This is a genomic window from Flavobacterium sp., assembly GCF_044341265.1.
Lineage (GTDB): Bacteria > Bacteroidota > Bacteroidia > Flavobacteriales > Flavobacteriaceae > Flavobacterium.
The window spans coordinates 28,417-47,332 of record NZ_JBIISA010000022.1 but is presented as its reverse complement, the minus strand read 5'-3'; the positions used below and the strand labels follow the sequence as shown (position 1 = coordinate 47,332).

The 18,916-nt window shown below is 32.3% G+C and carries 21 protein-coding genes; 5 read left to right on the top strand and 16 right to left on the bottom strand.

All coding sequences use genetic code 11. From position 1 onward, the window contains the following. Nucleotides 1-4: 4 nt before the first annotated feature. The 6 genes from rplD to rpsL form a co-directional block, all read right to left on the bottom strand. Nucleotides 5-634, bottom strand: coding sequence for a 50S ribosomal protein L4 (gene rplD / locus ACIQ06_RS11115; RefSeq protein WP_396146367.1), 630 nt, complete (start codon nt 632-634; stop codon nt 5-7). Continuing rightward, on the bottom strand, nt 634-1,251 hold the full coding sequence (gene rplC / locus ACIQ06_RS11110; protein ID WP_344816879.1) for a 50S ribosomal protein L3: 618 nt from the start codon (nt 1,249-1,251) through the stop codon (nt 634-636). The genes rplD and rplC overlap by 1 nt, the downstream gene beginning before the upstream one ends. 166 nt (nt 1,252-1,417) lie before the next feature. Further along, a complete protein-coding gene (rpsJ, locus tag ACIQ06_RS11105; protein ID WP_274782155.1) occupies nt 1,418-1,723 on the bottom strand; it encodes a 30S ribosomal protein S10 in 306 nt (101 codons plus the stop codon). Nucleotides 1,724-1,734: 11 nt separating this feature from the next. After that, nucleotides 1,735-3,891, bottom strand: coding sequence for an elongation factor G (fusA, locus tag ACIQ06_RS11100; protein WP_396146346.1), 2,157 nt, complete (start codon nt 3,889-3,891; stop codon nt 1,735-1,737). Between the two features lie 11 nt (nt 3,892-3,902). Continuing rightward, on the bottom strand, nt 3,903-4,379 hold the full coding sequence (gene rpsG, locus ACIQ06_RS11095; RefSeq protein ID WP_344816880.1) for a 30S ribosomal protein S7: 477 nt from the start codon (nt 4,377-4,379) through the stop codon (nt 3,903-3,905). 25 nt (nt 4,380-4,404) lie between these two features. After that, nucleotides 4,405-4,788 carry a 30S ribosomal protein S12 gene (gene rpsL, locus ACIQ06_RS11090; RefSeq protein WP_007136570.1) on the bottom strand — a complete coding sequence of 128 codons (384 nt, stop codon included), beginning with the start codon at nt 4,786-4,788 and terminating at the stop codon, nt 4,405-4,407. A 317-nt stretch (nt 4,789-5,105) separates the two neighbouring features. On the opposite strand from rpsL, the gene ACIQ06_RS11085 reads away from it, so the two are divergent. Next, nucleotides 5,106-6,770: a hypothetical protein gene (locus ACIQ06_RS11085; RefSeq protein ID WP_396146343.1), complete on the top strand. Its 1,665-nt coding sequence runs from the start codon at nt 5,106-5,108 to the stop codon at nt 6,768-6,770. 53 nt (nt 6,771-6,823) lie between these two features. After that, nucleotides 6,824-7,558: a 23S rRNA (guanosine(2251)-2'-O)-methyltransferase RlmB gene (rlmB, locus tag ACIQ06_RS11080; RefSeq protein WP_344816882.1), complete on the top strand. Its 735-nt coding sequence runs from the start codon at nt 6,824-6,826 to the stop codon at nt 7,556-7,558. Nucleotides 7,559-7,673: 115 nt separating this feature from the next. On the opposite strand, the gene ACIQ06_RS11075 is transcribed toward rlmB, so the two are convergent. After that, nucleotides 7,674-8,456 carry a rhomboid family intramembrane serine protease gene (locus ACIQ06_RS11075; RefSeq protein ID WP_396146340.1) on the bottom strand — a complete coding sequence of 261 codons (783 nt, stop codon included), beginning with the start codon at nt 8,454-8,456 and terminating at the stop codon, nt 7,674-7,676. Between the two features lie 219 nt (nt 8,457-8,675). Here ACIQ06_RS11075 and ACIQ06_RS11070 point away from each other — a divergent pair, with 219 nt between their 5' ends. Next, nucleotides 8,676-9,953: a replication-associated recombination protein A gene (locus ACIQ06_RS11070; protein ID WP_396146365.1), complete on the top strand. Its 1,278-nt coding sequence runs from the start codon at nt 8,676-8,678 to the stop codon at nt 9,951-9,953. 49 nt (nt 9,954-10,002) lie between these two features. Here the strand turns inward: ACIQ06_RS11070 and ACIQ06_RS11065 are convergent, their stop codons facing one another. The 6 genes from ACIQ06_RS11065 to ACIQ06_RS11040 all read right to left on the bottom strand — a co-directional run bounded on the left by ACIQ06_RS11065 (nt 10,003) and on the right by ACIQ06_RS11040 (nt 14,784). After that, complete coding sequence (locus ACIQ06_RS11065; protein ID WP_396146338.1) at nt 10,003-10,692, bottom strand: YjjG family noncanonical pyrimidine nucleotidase; 690 nt, start codon at nt 10,690-10,692, stop codon at nt 10,003-10,005. Then, entirely contained in the window at nt 10,693-11,175 is a 483-nt protein-coding gene (locus tag ACIQ06_RS11060) for a hypothetical protein (protein WP_396146336.1), read from the bottom strand. Then, the gene (locus ACIQ06_RS11055) at nt 11,168-12,454 is read right to left on the bottom strand and encodes an FtsX-like permease family protein (RefSeq protein WP_396146334.1); all 1,287 of its coding nucleotides are present in this window, start codon (nt 12,452-12,454) and stop codon (nt 11,168-11,170) included. Before ACIQ06_RS11055 ends, ACIQ06_RS11060 begins: the two co-directional genes overlap by 8 nt. A gap of 1 nt (nt 12,455) precedes the next feature. Beyond that, nucleotides 12,456-13,085 carry an ABC transporter ATP-binding protein gene (locus ACIQ06_RS11050; RefSeq protein ID WP_396146332.1) on the bottom strand — a complete coding sequence of 210 codons (630 nt, stop codon included), beginning with the start codon at nt 13,083-13,085 and terminating at the stop codon, nt 12,456-12,458. Nucleotides 13,086-13,220: 135 nt separating this feature from the next. Continuing rightward, a complete protein-coding gene (locus tag ACIQ06_RS11045) occupies nt 13,221-14,435 on the bottom strand; it encodes a GTP-binding protein (protein WP_396146330.1) in 1,215 nt (404 codons plus the stop codon). A gap of 1 nt (nt 14,436) precedes the next feature. Beyond that, the gene (locus ACIQ06_RS11040; RefSeq protein ID WP_396146328.1) at nt 14,437-14,784 is read right to left on the bottom strand and encodes a MerC domain-containing protein; all 348 of its coding nucleotides are present in this window, start codon (nt 14,782-14,784) and stop codon (nt 14,437-14,439) included. Between the two features lie 56 nt (nt 14,785-14,840). On the opposite strand from ACIQ06_RS11040, the gene ACIQ06_RS11035 reads away from it, so the two are divergent. Further along, a complete protein-coding gene (locus ACIQ06_RS11035) occupies nt 14,841-15,239 on the top strand; it encodes a Fur family transcriptional regulator (RefSeq protein WP_396146326.1) in 399 nt (132 codons plus the stop codon). Here ACIQ06_RS11035 and radC read toward each other — a convergent pair. Next, the gene (gene radC, locus ACIQ06_RS11030) at nt 15,236-15,919 is read right to left on the bottom strand and encodes a DNA repair protein RadC (protein WP_396146324.1); all 684 of its coding nucleotides are present in this window, start codon (nt 15,917-15,919) and stop codon (nt 15,236-15,238) included. The two genes, ACIQ06_RS11035 and radC, sit on opposite strands and share 4 nt — an antisense overlap. 96 nt (nt 15,920-16,015) lie before the next feature. Here radC and ACIQ06_RS11025 point away from each other — a divergent pair, with 96 nt between their 5' ends. Then, nucleotides 16,016-16,657 (top strand): DUF1287 domain-containing protein, encoded by a 642-nt coding sequence (locus ACIQ06_RS11025; protein ID WP_396146322.1) that lies wholly within the window; start codon nt 16,016-16,018, stop codon nt 16,655-16,657. Nucleotides 16,658-16,713: 56 nt separating this feature from the next. Here ACIQ06_RS11025 and murC read toward each other — a convergent pair whose 3' ends face one another. Continuing rightward, nucleotides 16,714-18,069, bottom strand: coding sequence for a UDP-N-acetylmuramate--L-alanine ligase (gene murC / locus ACIQ06_RS11020; RefSeq protein ID WP_396146320.1), 1,356 nt, complete (start codon nt 18,067-18,069; stop codon nt 16,714-16,716). A gap of 69 nt (nt 18,070-18,138) precedes the next feature. Further along, the gene (locus ACIQ06_RS11015; protein WP_396146318.1) at nt 18,139-18,828 is read right to left on the bottom strand and encodes a tetratricopeptide repeat protein; all 690 of its coding nucleotides are present in this window, start codon (nt 18,826-18,828) and stop codon (nt 18,139-18,141) included. Between the last annotated feature and the right edge of the window lie 88 nt (nt 18,829-18,916).

Genomic DNA, 18,916 nt, shown 5'->3' with positions numbered 1-18,916 from the left:
CTTGTTATTTACTTAAATTTTCTTCAATTCCTTCTAAAGAACCCTCTAAAAGAACTAAATTATTAGCATTTAAAATAGCATAAGTACTTAACTCAGAGTTAGTTACAACGCTAGATGCTTTTAAATTGCGTGACGACAAATATACATTTTTATTTGAATCACCCAACACTATTAGAGATTTTTTATTTTCTAACCCTAAGGCTTTCAAAACACTAATGAATTTTTTAGTATTTGGAGTTTCAAAATTAAAATCTTCTACTACGATTAAATTTGATTCTTTAGCTTTCAAAGAGAAGGCAGATTTTCTTGCCAATCTTTTCAAACTTTTATTCAATTTAAAAGAATAACTTCTTGGTCTAGGTCCGAAGATAGTTCCTCCTCCTTTAAAAACTGGAGATTTTTTACTACCTGCACGAGCTGTACCAGTACCTTTTTGCTTTTTAATCTTACGAGTAGAACCTGCAACTTCAGCTCTTTCTTTAGCTTTGTGCGTTCCTTGTCTTTGATTAGCAAGATATTGCTTTACATCAAGATATACTGCGTGATTATTTGGCTCAATTGCGAAAACTGAATCAGAAAGTTGAACTTTTCTTCCAGTTTCTTTTCCGTTGATGTCTAATACTTTTACTTCCATTACTTCTGAATGATTACATAAGAGTTTTTGCATCCAGGAATAGCTCCTTTAACAACAAGTAGATTCTTTTCAGCAACTACTTTCAAAACTCTAAGATTTTGTACTTTTACATTTTCACCACCCATTCTTCCAGCCATACGCATTCCTTTGAATACACGTGATGGATAAGAAGATGCTCCTACAGAACCTGGCGCTCTTAAACGGTTATGTTGACCATGTGTAGCTTGTCCAACACCACCAAAACCGTGACGTTTTACAACACCTTGAAAACCTTTACCTTTAGAAACACCCTGTACATCAACAAATTCTCCTTCGCTGAATACCTCAACAGTGACATTGTCACCTAACTTAAACTCACCTTCAAACCCTTGGAATTCAACGACTTTCTTTTTAGCAGAAGTACCAGCTTTTTTAAAGTGACCTAAGTCAGCTTTAGTAGCATGTTTTTCTGTTTTGTCATCGAAACCAAGTTGAAGAGCTTCATACCCGTCAACCTCATTGGTTCTGACTTGGGTAACGACACAAGGTCCAGCTTCGATTACTGTACAAGGAATGTTCTTCCCGTTTTCATCGAAAATGCTAGTCATGCCGATTTTTCTTCCAATTAACCCAGACATATTAAACAATTTATTAATTAATTAATTTTGAGAACGATACATACCGCCTCTTTTGAGGGTGCAAATATACAACTAATATTGCAACCACCAAATATTATTTTAAAGTTTAAAAAAACCGCTAAGTAAGTGCTACTTTAGCGGTTTTATTTTTCAAATCTTACTCAGATTAAACTTTAATTTCTACTTCAACACCACTTGGTAACTCTAATTTCATTAGAGCATCAATAGTTTTTGAAGATGAAGAGTAAATATCTAATAATCTTTTGTATGACATTACTTCAAACTGCTCTCTCGATTTTTTATTAACGTGAGGAGAACGTAATACAGTAAATATTTTTTTGTGAGTTGGTAACGGAATTGGACCTGTTACAACAGCACCTGTGCTTTTCACAGTTTTTACGATTTTCTCAGCTGATTTATCAACCAACATGTGATCGTAAGATTTTAATTTTATTCTAATTTTTTGACTCATCTTGTTAAAAATTAAGCGTTACCTTTTGCTTTTTTGATAACTTCTTCTGAAATATTAGAAGGAGTTTGTTCATAATGTGAAAATTCCATTGTAGAAGTTGCTCTACCTGAAGATAATGTTCTTAATGTTGTAACATATCCAAACATTTCTGATAAAGGCACATTAGCTTTGATAGTTTTAGCTCCATTTCTGTCACCCATATCATTTACTTGACCTCTACGACGGTTAATATCACCAACGATATCACCCATGTTTTCTTCTGGAGTAATTACTTCCATTTTCATAATTGGCTCAAGGATAACAGCTCCTGCAGCTTTAGCTACTTCTTTGTATCCCATTTTAGCTGCTAATTCAAAAGAAAGTGCATCAGAATCTACTGGGTGGAAAGATCCATCCAATAAGGTTACTTTTAAACTATCTACTTGATATCCAGCTAATGGACCAGTTTTCATTGCTTCTCTAAAACCTTTCTCTACAGAAGGAATATATTCTTTAGGAACGTTTCCACCTTTAACTTCGTTAACGAATTGTAACCCTACAGGCACTTTTCCATCAACTTCATCTGCAGGCTCAAGTCTAAATACGATATCTCCAAATTTACCACGACCTCCAGATTGTTTTTTATAAGTCTCTCTGTGTTGAGCAGATTTTGTGAAAGCTTCTTTATATTCTACTTGAGGTTCACCTTGGTTAACTTCAACTTTGAATTCACGTTTCATACGATCTACAAGAATGTCTAAGTGTAACTCACCCATACCAGAGATAATAGTTTGACCTGAAGCTTCATCTGTTCTTACAGTAAACGTTGGATCCTCTTCAGCTAATTTAGCTAAAGCCATACCCATTTTATCAACGTCTGCTTTGGTTTTTGGTTCAATAGCGATACCAATTACCGGTGCAGGGAATTTCATTGACTCAAGAATAATTGGGTGTTTTTCATCACACATTGTATCTCCAGTCTTAATATCTTTAAATCCAACTGCTGCACCAATATCACCAGCCTCGATGTAATCGATTGGGTTTTGTTTGTTAGCATGCATTTGGTAGATACGAGAAATTCTTTCTTTGTTTCCAGAACGAGTGTTTAAGATATAAGAACCTGCATCTAAACGACCTGAATAAGCACGGAAGAAAGCTAAACGACCAACATAAGGGTCAGTAGCAATTTTGAATGCAAGAGCAGCGAACGGCTCTTTTACATCAGGACGACGTAAGATTTTAGTTTGATCTTCTTCTAATAAATCAGCATCATCAGGGTGAATACCTTGAATACCTTCTTTATCTAAAGGAGATGGTAAATATTTACAAACCGCATCTAACATGAACTGAACTCCTTTGTTTTTGAAAGAAGAACCTGCAATCATAGGAATGATAGCCATGTCCATAGTAGCTGCACGTAAAGCATTATTTATTTCTTCTTCTGTGATAGAATCTGGATCTTCCATATATTTATCAAGCAGATTTTCATCATAATCAGCAACTGCTTCAATAAGAATATCTCTATATTCCTTAACTTCAGCAACCATATCAGCTGGTATATCAATTATATCAAAAGTTGCACCTTGAGTTGCATCATGCCATACAATTGCTTGATTTTTTACTAAATCAACTACACCTCTAAAATCATTTTCTTCACCAATTGGTAAAGTAATTGCAACTGCATTTGATTTTAGCATATCTCTTACTTGTTGACAAACTGCCAAAAAGTTAGACCCTTGACGGTCCATTTTATTAACAAATCCCATACGTGGAACTCTATATTGATCAGCAAGTCTCCAGTTAGTTTCTGATTGTGGCTCAACACCATCAACAGCAGAAAACAAGAAAACTAAACCATCAAGTACACGTAAAGAACGGTTTACCTCTACAGTAAAGTCAACGTGTCCAGGAGTATCAATAATATTGAAGTGATAAGGTTGTGATTCTGGTAATACTTTTCCTTGTTCTGTTGGAAAATTCCACTCACAAGTTGTAGCAGCAGAAGTAATTGTAATACCTCTTTCTTGCTCTTGTGCCATCCAGTCCATTGTTGCAGCACCATCGTGCACCTCACCAATTTTATGCGATTTACCAGTGTAAAATAATATACGCTCAGTTGTTGTTGTTTTACCAGCATCAATGTGAGCTGCAATACCAATATTTCTCGTGAATTTTAAATCTCTAGCCATTTCTGTATGTATTAAAATCTAAAGTGTGAGAATGCTTTGTTTGCTTCAGCCATTTTGTGAGTATCCATTCTCTTTTTAACAGCAGCACCTTCTTCTTTAGCAGCAGCTAAAATTTCAGAAGCTAGTTTTTGAGCCATAGATTTCTCATTTCTTCTACGAGCATAAAGAAGCATCCACTTCATTGCCATAGAAATTTTTCTATCTGGTCTGATTTGCATTGGAATTTGAAATGTAGCTCCACCAACTCTACGACTACGTACTTCTACGTGAGGCATAACGTTAGTTAAAGCATCTTTCCATACTTCTAATGCTGATTTTTCATCATTGTTTTTCTTTGCTTCTACGATGTCAATTGCATCATAAAATACTTTAAAAGCTGTAGATTTTTTACCATCCCACATTAAGTTGTTTACAAAACGTGTTACCAATTGGTCATTAAACCTTGGATCTGGTAAAAGAGGTCTTTTCTTTGCTGCTCTTTTTCTCATGTCTTTTCTTTTTGAGTTTTAAAAATTACTTTTTCGCCTCTTTTGGACGTTTTGCACCATACTTAGATCTACGTTGCGTTCTTCCTGCTACACCTGAGGTATCAAGCGCACCACGAACGATGTGGTATCTAACTCCTGGTAAATCTTTTACTCTTCCGCCTCTCACTAATACTATCGAGTGCTCTTGTAAATTGTGTCCTTCTCCTGGGATGTAAGCATTCACTTCATTTCCATTAGTCAAACGTACACGCGCAACTTTACGCATTGCAGAGTTTGGTTTTTTTGGAGTAGTAGTGTAAACACGCGTACAAACACCTCTTCTTTGAGGACAAGAATCTAAAGCAACCGATTTACTCTTCTTAGTGATTTGAGTTCTTCCTGTTCTTACTAATTGTTGAATTGTTGGCATAATTAAATACTAATTTTTCTTTTATTTATTAATTCCCCACTTTTTAGGGGTTGCAAATGTAGTAATTATTTTTAATAAAAAAAATCATAATTCATTAATTTTCAACAACATTTCTTAAGGACTGAAAAAATATATTAAACTCACAATTTTTACGTTATTTTTACAACGGCAACAAATATTAGAATAGCTGGCTTTATAGCCCTGATGCAAGGGAAAATCCTTTTTTGCAAAAAAAGATTTGGAAAGGCAGCAGGAATAAGGATTACAAATAAAACCCAAGCCATTCGCTCCTAGAAACTGAACTAAATTCAGCTTTAATGAAACAACTAATTTTAATTTTCATATTTCTATTTTCCCTAAATAGCGTTGGGCAAAATATGCATTTGAAAATTATTGGTAAAAATGATAAGCAAACTAAAGTTATCGATTCTGTAGGTTATTCTAAATCCTTTAGTAATGCAAAAGGTGTTGTTGATGAAACTAAATTATTTTCTGAAAAGTTGTTGAAGGTTGGTTTTTTAGAGCATGAAATGATTGAAAGTAAAAAGGAAAATGACAGCACTTTTTTATACCTATATAATATAGGTGAAAAAACTAATTTTATACATATATATATAGGTAAAGATTATACAGTTAAAAATTGGGGCATTTATGAAGTTGAAAATGACACTTTGAAATTGCCTTTTGTTGAAAGTGAAGCCTTTTTGAATTCGACTTTGAAACAATTAGAAACAAAAGGTTTTTCGATGGCTAAAGTGAAATTACTGAATATTAAAAATAAAAACGGTCTTGTTACGGCTGACTTGAATGTAAAAACGGAACAAAAGCGTCAATTGAATGATATTGTTATTAATGGTTATGACAAATTTCCGGAAGGTCACAAGAAAAATTTGAAACGACTTTATAGAAAAAGAGTTTTCAATCAGCAGAATTTGGAAAAACTTTACAAAGACATTGAGCAATATCGATTTGTAAAGCAAACTAAATATCCTGAGATTTTGTTTACCAAAGATTCCACAAAAGTTTATGTTTATTTGGAAAAAGCAAAAGCGAATAACTTTGATGGTTTTATTGGTTTTTCTAACGATGAAAATTCTAAAGTTATTTTTAATGGTTATTTGGATTTGACTTTGAATAACATTTTAAATTCAGGTGAAAAAATAGCTTTGTATTGGAAAAGCAATGGCGAAGATCAAAAAACGTTTAACCTTGGTTTAGAACTTCCTTATATTTTCAAAAGCCCGATTGGATTGAAAGCACAACTGAATATTTTCAAGCAAGACAGTACCTTTCAAAATACACAGACATCCATCGATTTAGGTTATTATTTTAATTATAATACTAGATTGTATTTAGGTTATCAATCGGCTGAATCAAGTGATATTAATAATGTAAACACTTCTACTATAAGTGACTTTGAAAACCAATTTATTACGTCTACTTTTGAGTTTGTAGATTTTAAACAAGATGATTTTCTGTTTCCTGAAAAAAGTAATTATAGTTTAAAAATTGGAACAGGAAAACGCGAGTCCAAATTTCAAAGTAATTCACAGTTTTTTGGAAGTTTGAATTTGAAACATAATTTGTATCTCAACAATAAAAATGTGGTCAATTTAAAAACTCAAAATTTCTATCTGCAAAGTGATGACTATATTATTAATGAATTGCATCGTTTTGGCGGTATCAATTCGATTCGAGGCTTTAATGAGAATAGTTTACAAGGTAACATCTTCTCCTCTATTTTGACTGAGTATCGCTATATACTTTCGCCAAATATTTATGTGCATTCTATAATTGATTATGGTTATTTTCAAGATAAAACAACTGATTCAACAGGCAATCTTCTTGGACTCGGTTTCGGATTTGGATTATTGACAAAAAACGGACTTTTCAATTTGATTTACGCCAACGGAAGCACCAACGAACAAGCCATAAAACTTTCTAATTCTATTGTTCATATTAGTTTGAAAGCTACCTTTTAAACTCTTACTCATTTAAACTTTTAAACCTTCTTAAAAAAGTTTACCTTTGCGCCATGGAAAAAGAAAACCAAATCTTCGGAATTAGAGCAATTATAGAAGCTATAAATGCAGGAAAAGAAATCGATAAAGTATTCGTTCAAAGCGATGCCCAAAGCGAATTGATGCAGGAATTGATGAAAGCTATGAAAAAAAATAGCATTAATTTCTCTTATGTTCCTGTAGAAAAATTAAACCGATTAACTCCAAATAATCACCAAGGTGCTGTGGCAACCATTGCTCCTATTTCGTTTGTAAAGCTAGAAACTCTTGTTGACAGCGTTGTAGAAAGCGGAAAAATGCCTTTGTTTTTAATCCTTGACCAATTGAGCGATGCTAGAAATTTTGGTGCCATAATTAGAACTGCAGAATGTACTGGAGTTGACGGAATTATTGTTCAAAAAACAGGCTCAGCACCAGTGAATGGAGATACTGTAAAAACTTCAGCTGGAGCAGTTTTTAATGTGCCAATTTGTAAAGTAGATCACATTAAAGACGCTATTTTCTACCTTCAAGGAAGCGGAATCAAAACAGTTGCCGCAACCGAAAAAACCGAAGATAGTATTTACGATATTTCATTAAACGAACCAGTTGCTATCATCATGGGAAGCGAAGATAGAGGAATCAATCCATCGGTTTTGAAAATTGTAGATGCCAAAGGAAAACTACCTATGTTCGGAACTATTGGTTCACTAAATGTTTCTGTGGCTTGTGGAGCATTTTTGTATGAGACAGTTCGCCAACGACAATAACAATTTTATTAGAAGCGAATGGCTTGGGCTTTATTTGCAAACCATTTTCCCGCTATACATTACAATCTCGTCCCAAAAGACGAGATTTTCATTGCTATCGGGGCTAAAAAGCAAACTATTCGTCTACTTGATCTTCATCCTTACTCTCCTTAAAAACATAAACATATTTCACAGGTTCAGCTAAAATTTCTTCATACTCAACCATTAGTTCTTCAGGTTTTGGTGGATTTACAAAGTTGCCATTTTCATCAAAGCGTTTCATGAAGGCATCTTCTTGCGGATTGAAATCAGGTTTTTCCCATTCGTATTGTATGTCTTTTACATAATCGGGTGTTTTGAATCTTACAGCAAAAACAAATCCTGTTAGTAACCCTGCTAAATGTCCTTCCCAAGAAATTTTGTGGTCTACGTCGGGAAAAACATACCAAATCATTCCACCATATAAAACAACAACGGCAAGTGATAACGCCATCAATCGATAATATTTAGTCATCATTCCTTTAAAGAAAATGAAGGAAACCAAAACATAAATTAATCCGCTGGCGCCAATGTGATAGGATTCGCGACCAATAATCCAAGTGATTATTCCTGAAAATAGTATTCCGTATACCAAAACTTTTAGTGAAACTTCTCTGTAAAAATAAATTAACGCGGTTGTCAAAATAAAAAGTGGCAACGAATTATTAGCAATATGACTCAAATCGCCGTGCAAAAACGGACTGAAAATTACACCTTGCAATCCTGAGAACGTTCTTGGAAGAATTCCGTGATTACCTAAATCAATATTAAAAGAATTTTCTACATAAAACACAAACCAAATCACAACCAACAAAAAAGTTGGAACAATCCAAGTTGATGGTGAAAATTTAAAATGGTTTATTTCGTTATTGTGTCTCATAGTGACAATTGATTTATCAAAAATACAACCAATAATTATTTAATGCTATTTTGTCATAGTTTAATGTAAAAATGAATCGATGTGAAAGTGAAACAATTTATTATGAAAATTAGAAAATGTTTGAATATCAAATAACTCAAATTAATACTTAAATTTGTGCTATTATCAATCTTTCTGAAAATTGATACATTGAAAAATTATCAAATTGCCACATTAGAAATGGAAGCACCTTTAGCCGAACGCATTCGTCCGCAGAAATTAGAAGATTACATTAGTCAGTTGCACTTGGTTGGACCGAATGGTTCGCTGACGCAACAGATTGCTCGTGGCGTTATTCCGTCAATGATTTTTTGGGGTTCGCCTGGAACTGGAAAAACGACTTTGGCTCAGATTATTGCTAAGCAAAGTAATCGTCCGTTTTATGAATTGAGTGCGATAAATAGTGGTGTGAAAGACATTCGCGATGTGATTGAAAAAGCAAAACAAAGTGGCGGATTGTTCACGGCAAAAAATCCAATTTTGTTTATTGATGAGATTCATCGTTTTAGTAAATCGCAGCAAGATTCACTTTTGGCAGCTGTAGAAAAAGGTTGGGTAACGTTGATTGGAGCGACGACTGAAAATCCAAGTTTTGAAGTGATTCCTGCGTTATTGTCACGTTGTCAGGTTTATGTTTTAAATCCGTTTTCTAAGGAAGATTTATTAGCGCTTTTGGAACGAGCAATGAAATTAGACACTATAATTTCGTCTAAAAAAATAAAAATAAAGGAATCAGAGGCGTTGTTGCGACTTTCTGGAGGTGATGGACGCAAACTATTAAATATTTTTGAATTGGTTGTAAACGCAAGCCCTGAAGGTCAAATTACAATTACCAATGAAAAAGTTTTGGAATTAGTACAACAAAACACAGTTCTTTATGACAAAACTGGCGAACAACATTATGATATTGTTTCGGCTTTTATAAAATCTATTCGTGGAAGCGACCCAAATGGAGCAGTTTATTGGTTAGCTCGAATGATTGAAGGCGGAGAAGATGTGAAATTTATAGCTAGAAGAATGCTAATTTTATCAAGTGAAGATATTGGAAATGCTAATCCGACTGCTTTTATTATGGCGAATAATACGTTTCAAGCCGTTTCCACAATTGGTTATCCTGAAAGCAGAATTATCTTGAGTCAATGTGCAGTTTATTTAGCAACTTCTCCAAAAAGTAATGCAAGTTATATGGCAATTGGTGAGGCGCAAGCTATTGTAAAACAAACCGGTGATTTACCTGTTCCAATTCATTTACGAAATGCTCCAACCAAATTAATGAAGGAATTGGGCTATGGTGATGAATACCAATATTCGCATAATTATACCAACAATTTTAGCGAACAAGAATATTTACCTGATGCCATTAAAGAAACAAAATTCTACGATCCTGGAAATAATTCTAGGGAAAATGGAACTAGAGAATTTTTAAAAAATCGTTGGAAAGATAAATACAATTATTAGTGACAGTAAATAGTGATTAGTAAATAGTTTAGAATTTTACTTTTTTTAATTAGAAGTAATTTTTTAATTCTAATAAGTGATTCACTTGTCTGATATGAGAAGGAGTTTCAATTTTACTTTCGTTAAAAAATATGGCATCAATTCCAAAATCTAATGCTCCTCTTACATCAGCATCTATACAATCGCCAATCATAATACTATTTTGTTTATTAGCATTTGCCTTTGATAAAGCATACTCAAATATCTTAGGATTTGGCTTTTTTACACCAGCCATTTCCGAATTGGTTACAGAAATAAAATAATCTGAAATTCCTGAATTATTTAGTTTTTTATATTGAACCTCAGCAAATCCATTAGTTATAATATGCAACTTATATTTAAGATTAAGATAATCTAAAACTTCTTTTGCGCCATCAAATAACATGTTGTTTTCTGGTAAATAAGTTATATAATCAACTGATATTTGATTAATATCCTCATCAGAAATTGAATAGTTTAGCGCATCAAATGAATCTTTCAATCTCTTGTAACGTAGTTCCTCGTGAGAAATTTTATCAAATTGATATAGTTTCCAACATGCTTGATTGATTGGTGCGTAGATTTCTACAAATGATTTGGTATCTATTGAAGGGTGTTTTTCTTTAAAAATTTTATCAAATGCCAATTCAGAATTTTTGTCAAAATCCCAAAGTGTATGATCTAAATCAAAGAAAATATCGGTAATTTTATTTTGAAACATCTAATTTCCTTTGACAATTACAGCGTTATCTAAATTATAAATCCAATCGTCTGCATCGTCTTCATTGTATCTAAAAGTTCCTTCAATGGTTACATATTGGTCCGTTTTTAGCTTTGGTGTTGCACCTTTAAAATTTAAACCAACAATAGATTCTGGTCCTGATTTACCACAAAAAAAACAGGCAGCAAAAACATTTTTACTCAAAGCATAGCTTTTATTATCAATGGGTACAATAAATCCTGAAATAAAAATTTTCTTTTTACCTCTTAATTTCACTTTATCATTTACAACTGGAAATTGAACCTCGCCATACTTAGGATGATTTTTCTTTACATATTTAATTTCTCCCAAAACTTTCCAAGTTAAGGTATCACCTTTAATTAAAAAATTGGTTTTCTCGATTTGAATTTTATCTGAAGTTGTAAAACTCAAACAAAAAACTGCTACTACTAAACCTAAAGCTATTTTTAATGAATTACGCATTTGCTAATGTTTTTGAAATATTTAATTGATATGCTTTTATTGCGGGAATTAACGCTGCAATTATTCCTACTACTAATGTTGCAACCAACAACATTGTTTCCTTTTCCCAAACAATCTCTAATGGATTAAAAGCCATTTTGAAATCATCCTCTGCAGAATTAGAGATAAATCCTAATGCAAACCTACCAAAAATTGTTCCAAATAAAAATCCAACGAAGCATAAAATAAGACTTTCTATCAGAATTAAAGATAAAAGTTGCACTCTGCTTGCGCCGTTGATTCGCATTAAGGCAAATTCATATTTTCGTTCTTTCAATCGATTGTAAAGCGCAATAAAAATAGATATTCCAGAAATCAACATAATTGCATAAGCCAAATATTCTAAAGCTTTTAATCCAATTCCGAACAAACTAAAAATTCTATTTACTTCAATTGCTGGCGATGCTGCTTGCATTTTAGTATTTTGGGCAATAATTCTTGGCCACATTACAATTCCCATTTTATTTCTGAATTTTAATAAAACGGCTGTGATTTCCATGTTGGGTTCGTTCAAAGTCATGTCAGTTTCATGATGCTCGTGGTCGTGATTACATGCTTTTGTATGAACGTGTTCATCTTCTTCATGAACGTGACCTTCTTCACCGTGAGCTGGATTTTCATCTTCATGATTTCCATGCATTTGCCAAACACTTGGTATATTGCACAAAATCAAATTATCGATTACACTTCCGGTTGGAGAGGCAATACCTGAAATTTTATAAGCATAATGGTCGTGAACTTCTCCTTCTGCAGCATCTCCATGGGAACCGAAAAAAGTATCTCCTACTTTTAAATTCAATTTTTGAGCGACTTCACTTCCTACAACAACTTCAAAATTTTTATCAAATAATTTACCTTTTACAATTTTGGCTTTATACTTATCTAGGTAATCTGAATTAGTTCCAACGATTTTAAATCCGCGGTAATTATCACCAAATGCCAACGGAATTGCTTTCTCAATAAACGGATGATTCATCCAAACTTTAGCAGAATCATTACTAATATTTCCTGTTGGATTATCTATATGATACACTGATGAAAGTATCAATTGCATCGGACTTCCTTGTGCACCAAGCACTAAATCTACTCCGTCAATATTACTTGAGAATTTTTCTTCAAATTGTTTTTGCAATAAAATCAAAACCGTAATTATTGCTACACTTGAAGCTAATAATATGATACTTAAAAGTGTGTTTAATGGTTTGAACCAAATGTTTCTCCAAGCTAATTTTGCTATCATATTAATTGAGATTTATTTGGTTAGAAAATTTATTTTTTAATCGAGAATCATGTGTAACAATTACCAAAGCTGCTTTATATTCTTTAGATAATTTTTCAAGTAAATCAGCGACTTTAAAAGCATTTTCATCATCTAAACTAGATGTTGGTTCGTCTGCTAAAAGTAATTTTGGTTCGTTTATTAAAGCTCTTGCTATAGAAACTCTTTGTTGTTGACCAATACTTAATTGCGACGGTAATTTTTGCTTTTGATTATCTAAATCCAATTCAGATAACAACTTTTCAGCTTTTTGGAATGCTTTTTTACCTGTTGCAAGCCAAGAAGCTAAAACAACATTTTCTAAAACGGTCATCGATGCAATAAAATGTGATTGTTGCAAAATCAACCCAATGTTTTTTCCTCTAAATTGATCTAATTGTTTTTCAGAAAGCGAACTAATGTCAGTATTTTCTATTACAATTTCTCCTTTTTTTGGACGAAGTAAACCTGCCAAAAGGTGTAATAACGTTGTCTTTCCTTTGCCTGAATTTCCTGTGATTAGAAGAGTATTTGAAGCATCACAACGTAATTCTGGAAAGTCAAATTGCGTATCTTTATTATAAAAAAAAGTTAGGTTTTTTGTTTGTAGCATTATCAAAAAAATATGTTGCAAGTTAATAAAATGCTATTCAAATATTTTGTTAAATTTTTTCATGCTTTTGTAGGGATTACTATCTATTTTAACCAAAAAACATCTCCCTACAAAAGACTTGAAAAAACTCAAATATTAATTATTAAAATATTGTCTTGGCACTGGAAAAGGATCTGCTTTAGAAAATGTGCCATTTTTAAAATCTTCACATTCACTTTCATTACAAATACAATTATCGAGTTGCTCTTTAATTATTTTTTCATCCATTTGGATACCAATAAAAACAATTTCATTTAGACGATCACCAAAATTAAGCGACCATCTTTCTTCAATAATAGATTGATTTTCGGCAAAATTACTATGTTTCATCCTTTCAGAAAACGGCATACTAGCCCACCAAATTCCGGCACCATCAGCTTTTAAAGAACCACCTGCTTGACTCCAATTGAATGCTTGATCTGGTCTTGAAGCAATCCAAAACAAACCTTTACTTCTTATAACTGTAGCTGGAAAATTAGCATTTAAAAAATCCCAAAATCTGTAGGGATGAAAAGGTTTGGCATTTCTATATACAAAAGAATTGATCCCATACTCTTCGGTTTCTGGTGTATGAATTCCTTCTAATTCTTGAATCCATCCTGCCGAAGCTTCGGCTTCTTCATAATTGAATAATCCGGTATTGATAATTTCTTTTAAAGCAACTTTACTATGTTCCGCATGAATTAAACGAGCAATTGGATTAAGTTTCTTTATGGATGCTTCTAATAAATCTAATTGATTTTTGGTAACCAAATCAGTTTTATTTAACAATATAACATTGGCAAACTCTATTTGATCTACTAATAAATTTACAATAGTTCTGTCATCGTTTTCAATATCAGATGCCTTTCTGTCTTTTAGCGTTTCTGCACTTCCAAAATCTTTAAAAAAATTGAAAGCATCTACAACAGTAACCATTGTATCAATATAACTAAATCGAGATAAATCTATATTTTCTTCTTCATTTACAAATGTAAAAGTTTGTGCTACAGGTATTGGTTCTGAAATTCCAGTACTTTCAATCAATAAATAGTCAAAACGATTTTCTTTTGCTAATTTTTCTACTTCTAGCATTAAGTCTTCACGCAATGTGCAACAAATACAACCATTACTCATTTCAACAAGCTTCTCTTCTGTACGAGACAAAGTCATTTCCTCTTTTACTAATCGAGCATCTACATTTACTTCACTCATATCATTAACAATAACAGCTACTTTTAAGCCTTCTTTGTTGTGCAAAATATGATTTAGCAATGTAGTTTTTCCAGCACCAAGAAATCCTGATAAAACTGTTACAGGTAATTTTTTCATTTTAATGTTTGTGATATTTGAAGTTTAATAAATGCCCAATAATCATTCCTATTCCACCAAAATATAACAAAGAAGAGTGATGGTGAAAAAATAGCGTTATCAAAATTGACCCTATAATTATTGAAATTGAGATTAATAAAATAGACTTTATATAAAAAGGAGTACATGTTTTTAGTATTTTTACAACAGCAAACAAGCCGAATAAAGCAAATGCTAAATCTACCCAATGGTTATGAGAAATACCAATAGGAATTATGCTTATCAAAGGAAAAACTAAACAATGAATTAGGCATAATGTAGCACTAGAAATTCCTATAATATCTAGTGAATTTGTGATTTGTTTTTTCATTATAAATATTTATTAAACGCAACAATGTTGCAAATATATAAAAAATCTTAATTGCAATGGAGAAAAAAATAAAAAGAGAACGCAATTCAACAACTAAAGATGAAATAGTATCACTTTTAAAAACAAAGAAAGTTGCATTAACTCACAAAGACTTTCAAGATTATTTTGAAAAAAGTATAGATAGAGTGACAATCTACAGAGCTTTAGATAGATTAGTTGAAGAGGGGAAATTGCACAAAATAGCAAATCTTGATGGCGGAATTCAATATGCTCTTTGCAACACATGTGAACATAAAAATCAAGAACATAATCATGATCATGTTCATTTTAATTGTGTGAAGTGTCATGAAACTACTTGTATTGAAAATACATCTCCAAAAATTATTTTACCAAAAGACTATATAATTCAAGAAAAGCAATTGCTTCTTATTGGTATTTGTCCAAATTGTAATTAGAATATGCCTTCGTCTTGAAAACTATAATAACCGTTTTCTGTAATTATAATGTGGTCAATAACTATAATATCAAGTTGCTTACCTGCCATTTTTAACTTTTGAGTAATTTCTTTGTCGGCATCACTTGCTACTAATTTTCCTGATGGATGATTATGAGTTAAAATAATGGATGTTGCATTTTGTTCAAAAGCCGTTTTAAAAACAATTCTACTATCGACTACCGTTCCTGTAATTCCACCTTTTGAAAGTTGCGCTTTGTGAATGACTTTGTTAGAATTATTCAAATATAAGATCCAAAACTCTTCATGAGGTAATTCGCCAATTATGGGTTGCATAATTTCGAAAACGGCTTTGCTCGAAGTTATTTTTTTAAGTTCTTCTGCGTCTTCGGTTCGTCTTCTTCTTCCTAATTCTAAAGCAGCAGCAATAGTAATGGCTTTAGCTTCGCCAATTCCTTTAAATTCGGTAAGTTTTTGGATTGATAATTTTCCGAGTTGATTTAAATTGTTATCGACAGAAAATAAAATGCGTTGACAAAGTTGCACTGCGCTTTCATTTCTTGAGCCGGAACCAATTAAAATAGCAAGTAATTCGGAATCTGATAAGGAAGATTTTCCTTTAAGTAGAAATTTTTCTCTTGGGCGATCGTCTTCAGCCCATTGATTGATAGGTGTGTACATGATTATTTTGGCGTTTATTAAAGTACAAATAACTATATTTTTTTAAAGAGTTCAAAATAAAATGATTAGAAATTTCGTTTGAATAAAAAACAATTCATGAAACTACTATTAATTCTTCTTGTAATTTTCTTTTCATTAGGATGCAAAAAAGCTGAAAACATTAATTTAAAAGCTGAAAATATTTCAGTTGCTGTGATTGAAAATCCTTCTACTTTTGAAGAGAAACTGTCGAATGCTGCCATTTCAATTGTTGATGAAAATGTAGTTTATACTCCAGATTATGTTTCTTTAAAATATCCGAATGGTGATGTTCCTGCCAAAACTGGAGTTTGTAGTGATGTTGTAATTCGTGCTTACCGAAAACTTGGAATTGATTTGCAAAAAGAAGTTCACGAAGACATGAAAGCTAACTTTTCGAAATATCCAACCAAATGGGGTTTGAAAAAAACAGATACTAATATTGATCACAGAAGAGTTCCAAATCTTGAAGTTTTTTTTGAACGAAAAGGCAAAAAACTGGAAGTTTCAAATAATCCAATTGATTATAAAACTGGCGAAATTGTAACTTGGATGATTAATGGAAAATTACCTCACATTGGAATTATAACTCACAAAAAATCATCTGACGGAAAACGACCTTTATTGGTTCACAATGTTGGAGGCGGACAGGTTTTGGAAGATTGTTTGTTTAGTTATGATATTGTTGGACATTATAAATATATCAATGTGAAAATATAATACTATTTCAATTACTCCATTTTCACATTGATATATTAATTCATTTCTACATTATTTTACTTCATCAACTCTTTTACTTCATCAAAATTTAATCCACCATAATTTCCTGAACTCATTAATAATAATGCCGAATTATCAAAGTTTTGACTGAATAAGAAATTCTTAAAATCGGCTGGATTAGTATAGATAATTAAATCTTCTCTTTGGAATGATTGTGCAATTTGCTCGTAAGTCACTTCTTCTAGTTGCTTGATTTTTACAGCATCAGGCGAATAGAAAACTACCGCAACATCAGCTGCGTCTAGAGCGCCTTGATATTCTTTTAGAAATTCAGCGTTTAAACTACTATAAGTGTGTAATTCTAAACAAGCAATCAAAGTTCTATCTGGATATTGATTCTTAACTGCTTTTGTCGTTGCTGAAACTTTACTTGGTGAATGGGCAAAATCTTTATAAGCTACTTTTCCTTTTCCTTCAGCAATTTTTTCTAAACGTTTGCTTGCTCCTTTAAAACTGGCTATTGCTTCGAAGAAATCAGCTTCATCAACGCCCATATTTTGGCAAATCCATTTGGCTCCTGCGAGATTATTTAAATTGTGAGCACCAAAAACTTCTATTGGCATTGGGCCTTCTGGAGTATCAAGCAAGGTAGTTCCGTCTTCAACAGTGTAGCTTGGCGTTTGATAAGCAATTTTTCTGATTGGATTTTCAGAATTTTCGGCTACTTTCTTTACGGTTTCATCTTCTTCATTGTAAACAAGAATTCCACCTTTTGTAATTTGATTTACAAAAATTTCAAATTGCTCTACATAATTTTCAAAGGTTGGAAAAACATTAATATGATCCCAAGCAATTCCAGAAAGTAGCGCGATGTTAGGTTGATATAAGTGAAATTTAGGTCTTCTGTCTATTGGTGATGACAAATATTCATCGCCTTCAAGTACAATAAAATCGTTGTTTTCTGTTAGGTGAACCATAGTATCAAATCCTTCTAACTGTGCTCCAACCATATAATCAACTTCGATATTATGATAATGCATTACGTGCAAAATCATTGAAGTAATGGTAGTTTTTCCATGTGAACCACCAATTACAACTCTTGTCTTATTTTTAGATTGCTCGTATAAAAATTCAGGATAAGAATAGATTTTCAATCCTAATTCTTTAGCTTTTAGCAACTCTGGATTGTCTGCTTTTGCGTGCATTCCTAAAATGATAGCTTCAATATCTTGAGTGATTTTTTCTGGAAACCAACCCATTTCTAGAGGCAATAATCCTTTTTTTTCCAAACGTGATTTTGATGGCTCAAAAATCGCGTCGTCGCTTCCTGTAACTTGATATCCTTTATTGTGTAATGCTAGTGCTAAATTGTGCATAGCTGCACCGCCAATGGCTATGAAATGTGTACGCATTTGAAATTCCAATTATTAAAATTCCAAATCCCAAACCTATAATTATTGGAATTTGGAATTTGAGTTTTGTTATTTTTTTTCGAATTGTTCTTTTAACTTCGTTGCTTTCGCTTTGTCTTTAATTTTATTCAAATATAAATTATATAATTTTTGAAAAGTGGTTTTTGAATTGCCAATTTCGTGTGCTTTTATATAATTTGTTTCTGCTTTTTTATAACGATTGAAATATTCGTCGATGTAACCTTTGGAAAGGTAGCCATCTACTTTAGAAAGTTCCATTAATTCGTTAGAATATTTTACAGCTTTAGTCTCACTTCCACCAACAATTCCTGGTAATTCTATGTAAAGCATTACTAATGCCCAACGTGAATCAATATGTTTTACATCTAATTTTGCAGCTGTAAGAAATGCATTTTCTACATCATCAATCATTCCTAATGCTTTGAATTTATTGACTGATTTGGCTTTCATTCCTAAAGCTCCACCATATTTATACCAATAATTGGCTGTTTTAGGAAACTGAGTTTTTAAAACTTTATATTGTTTGATAGCTTCATCCCATTTTTTTTGATGTCCTGCGATGTCACCAAGATATTCAACAGTTTTGTAATGATTGGGATTGGATTTTAAATAGTTTTCAAAAAGAGTTTTGGCTTGGTCGTACTTTTCTTGTTTGTAGAGTTTCTCTGCTTTTTCAAAATCAGTTTCTGCCATCATATTGAAGGAAATTAGAAGAAATAAAAAAGGTAGAAATTTCATGGGTCGTTATTATTTTTCAAAAATAAGAAATTGGTTTGAGTATGTTATTTTTTTAAACTAATTTTAATAAAATAAAACCAATTCCAAC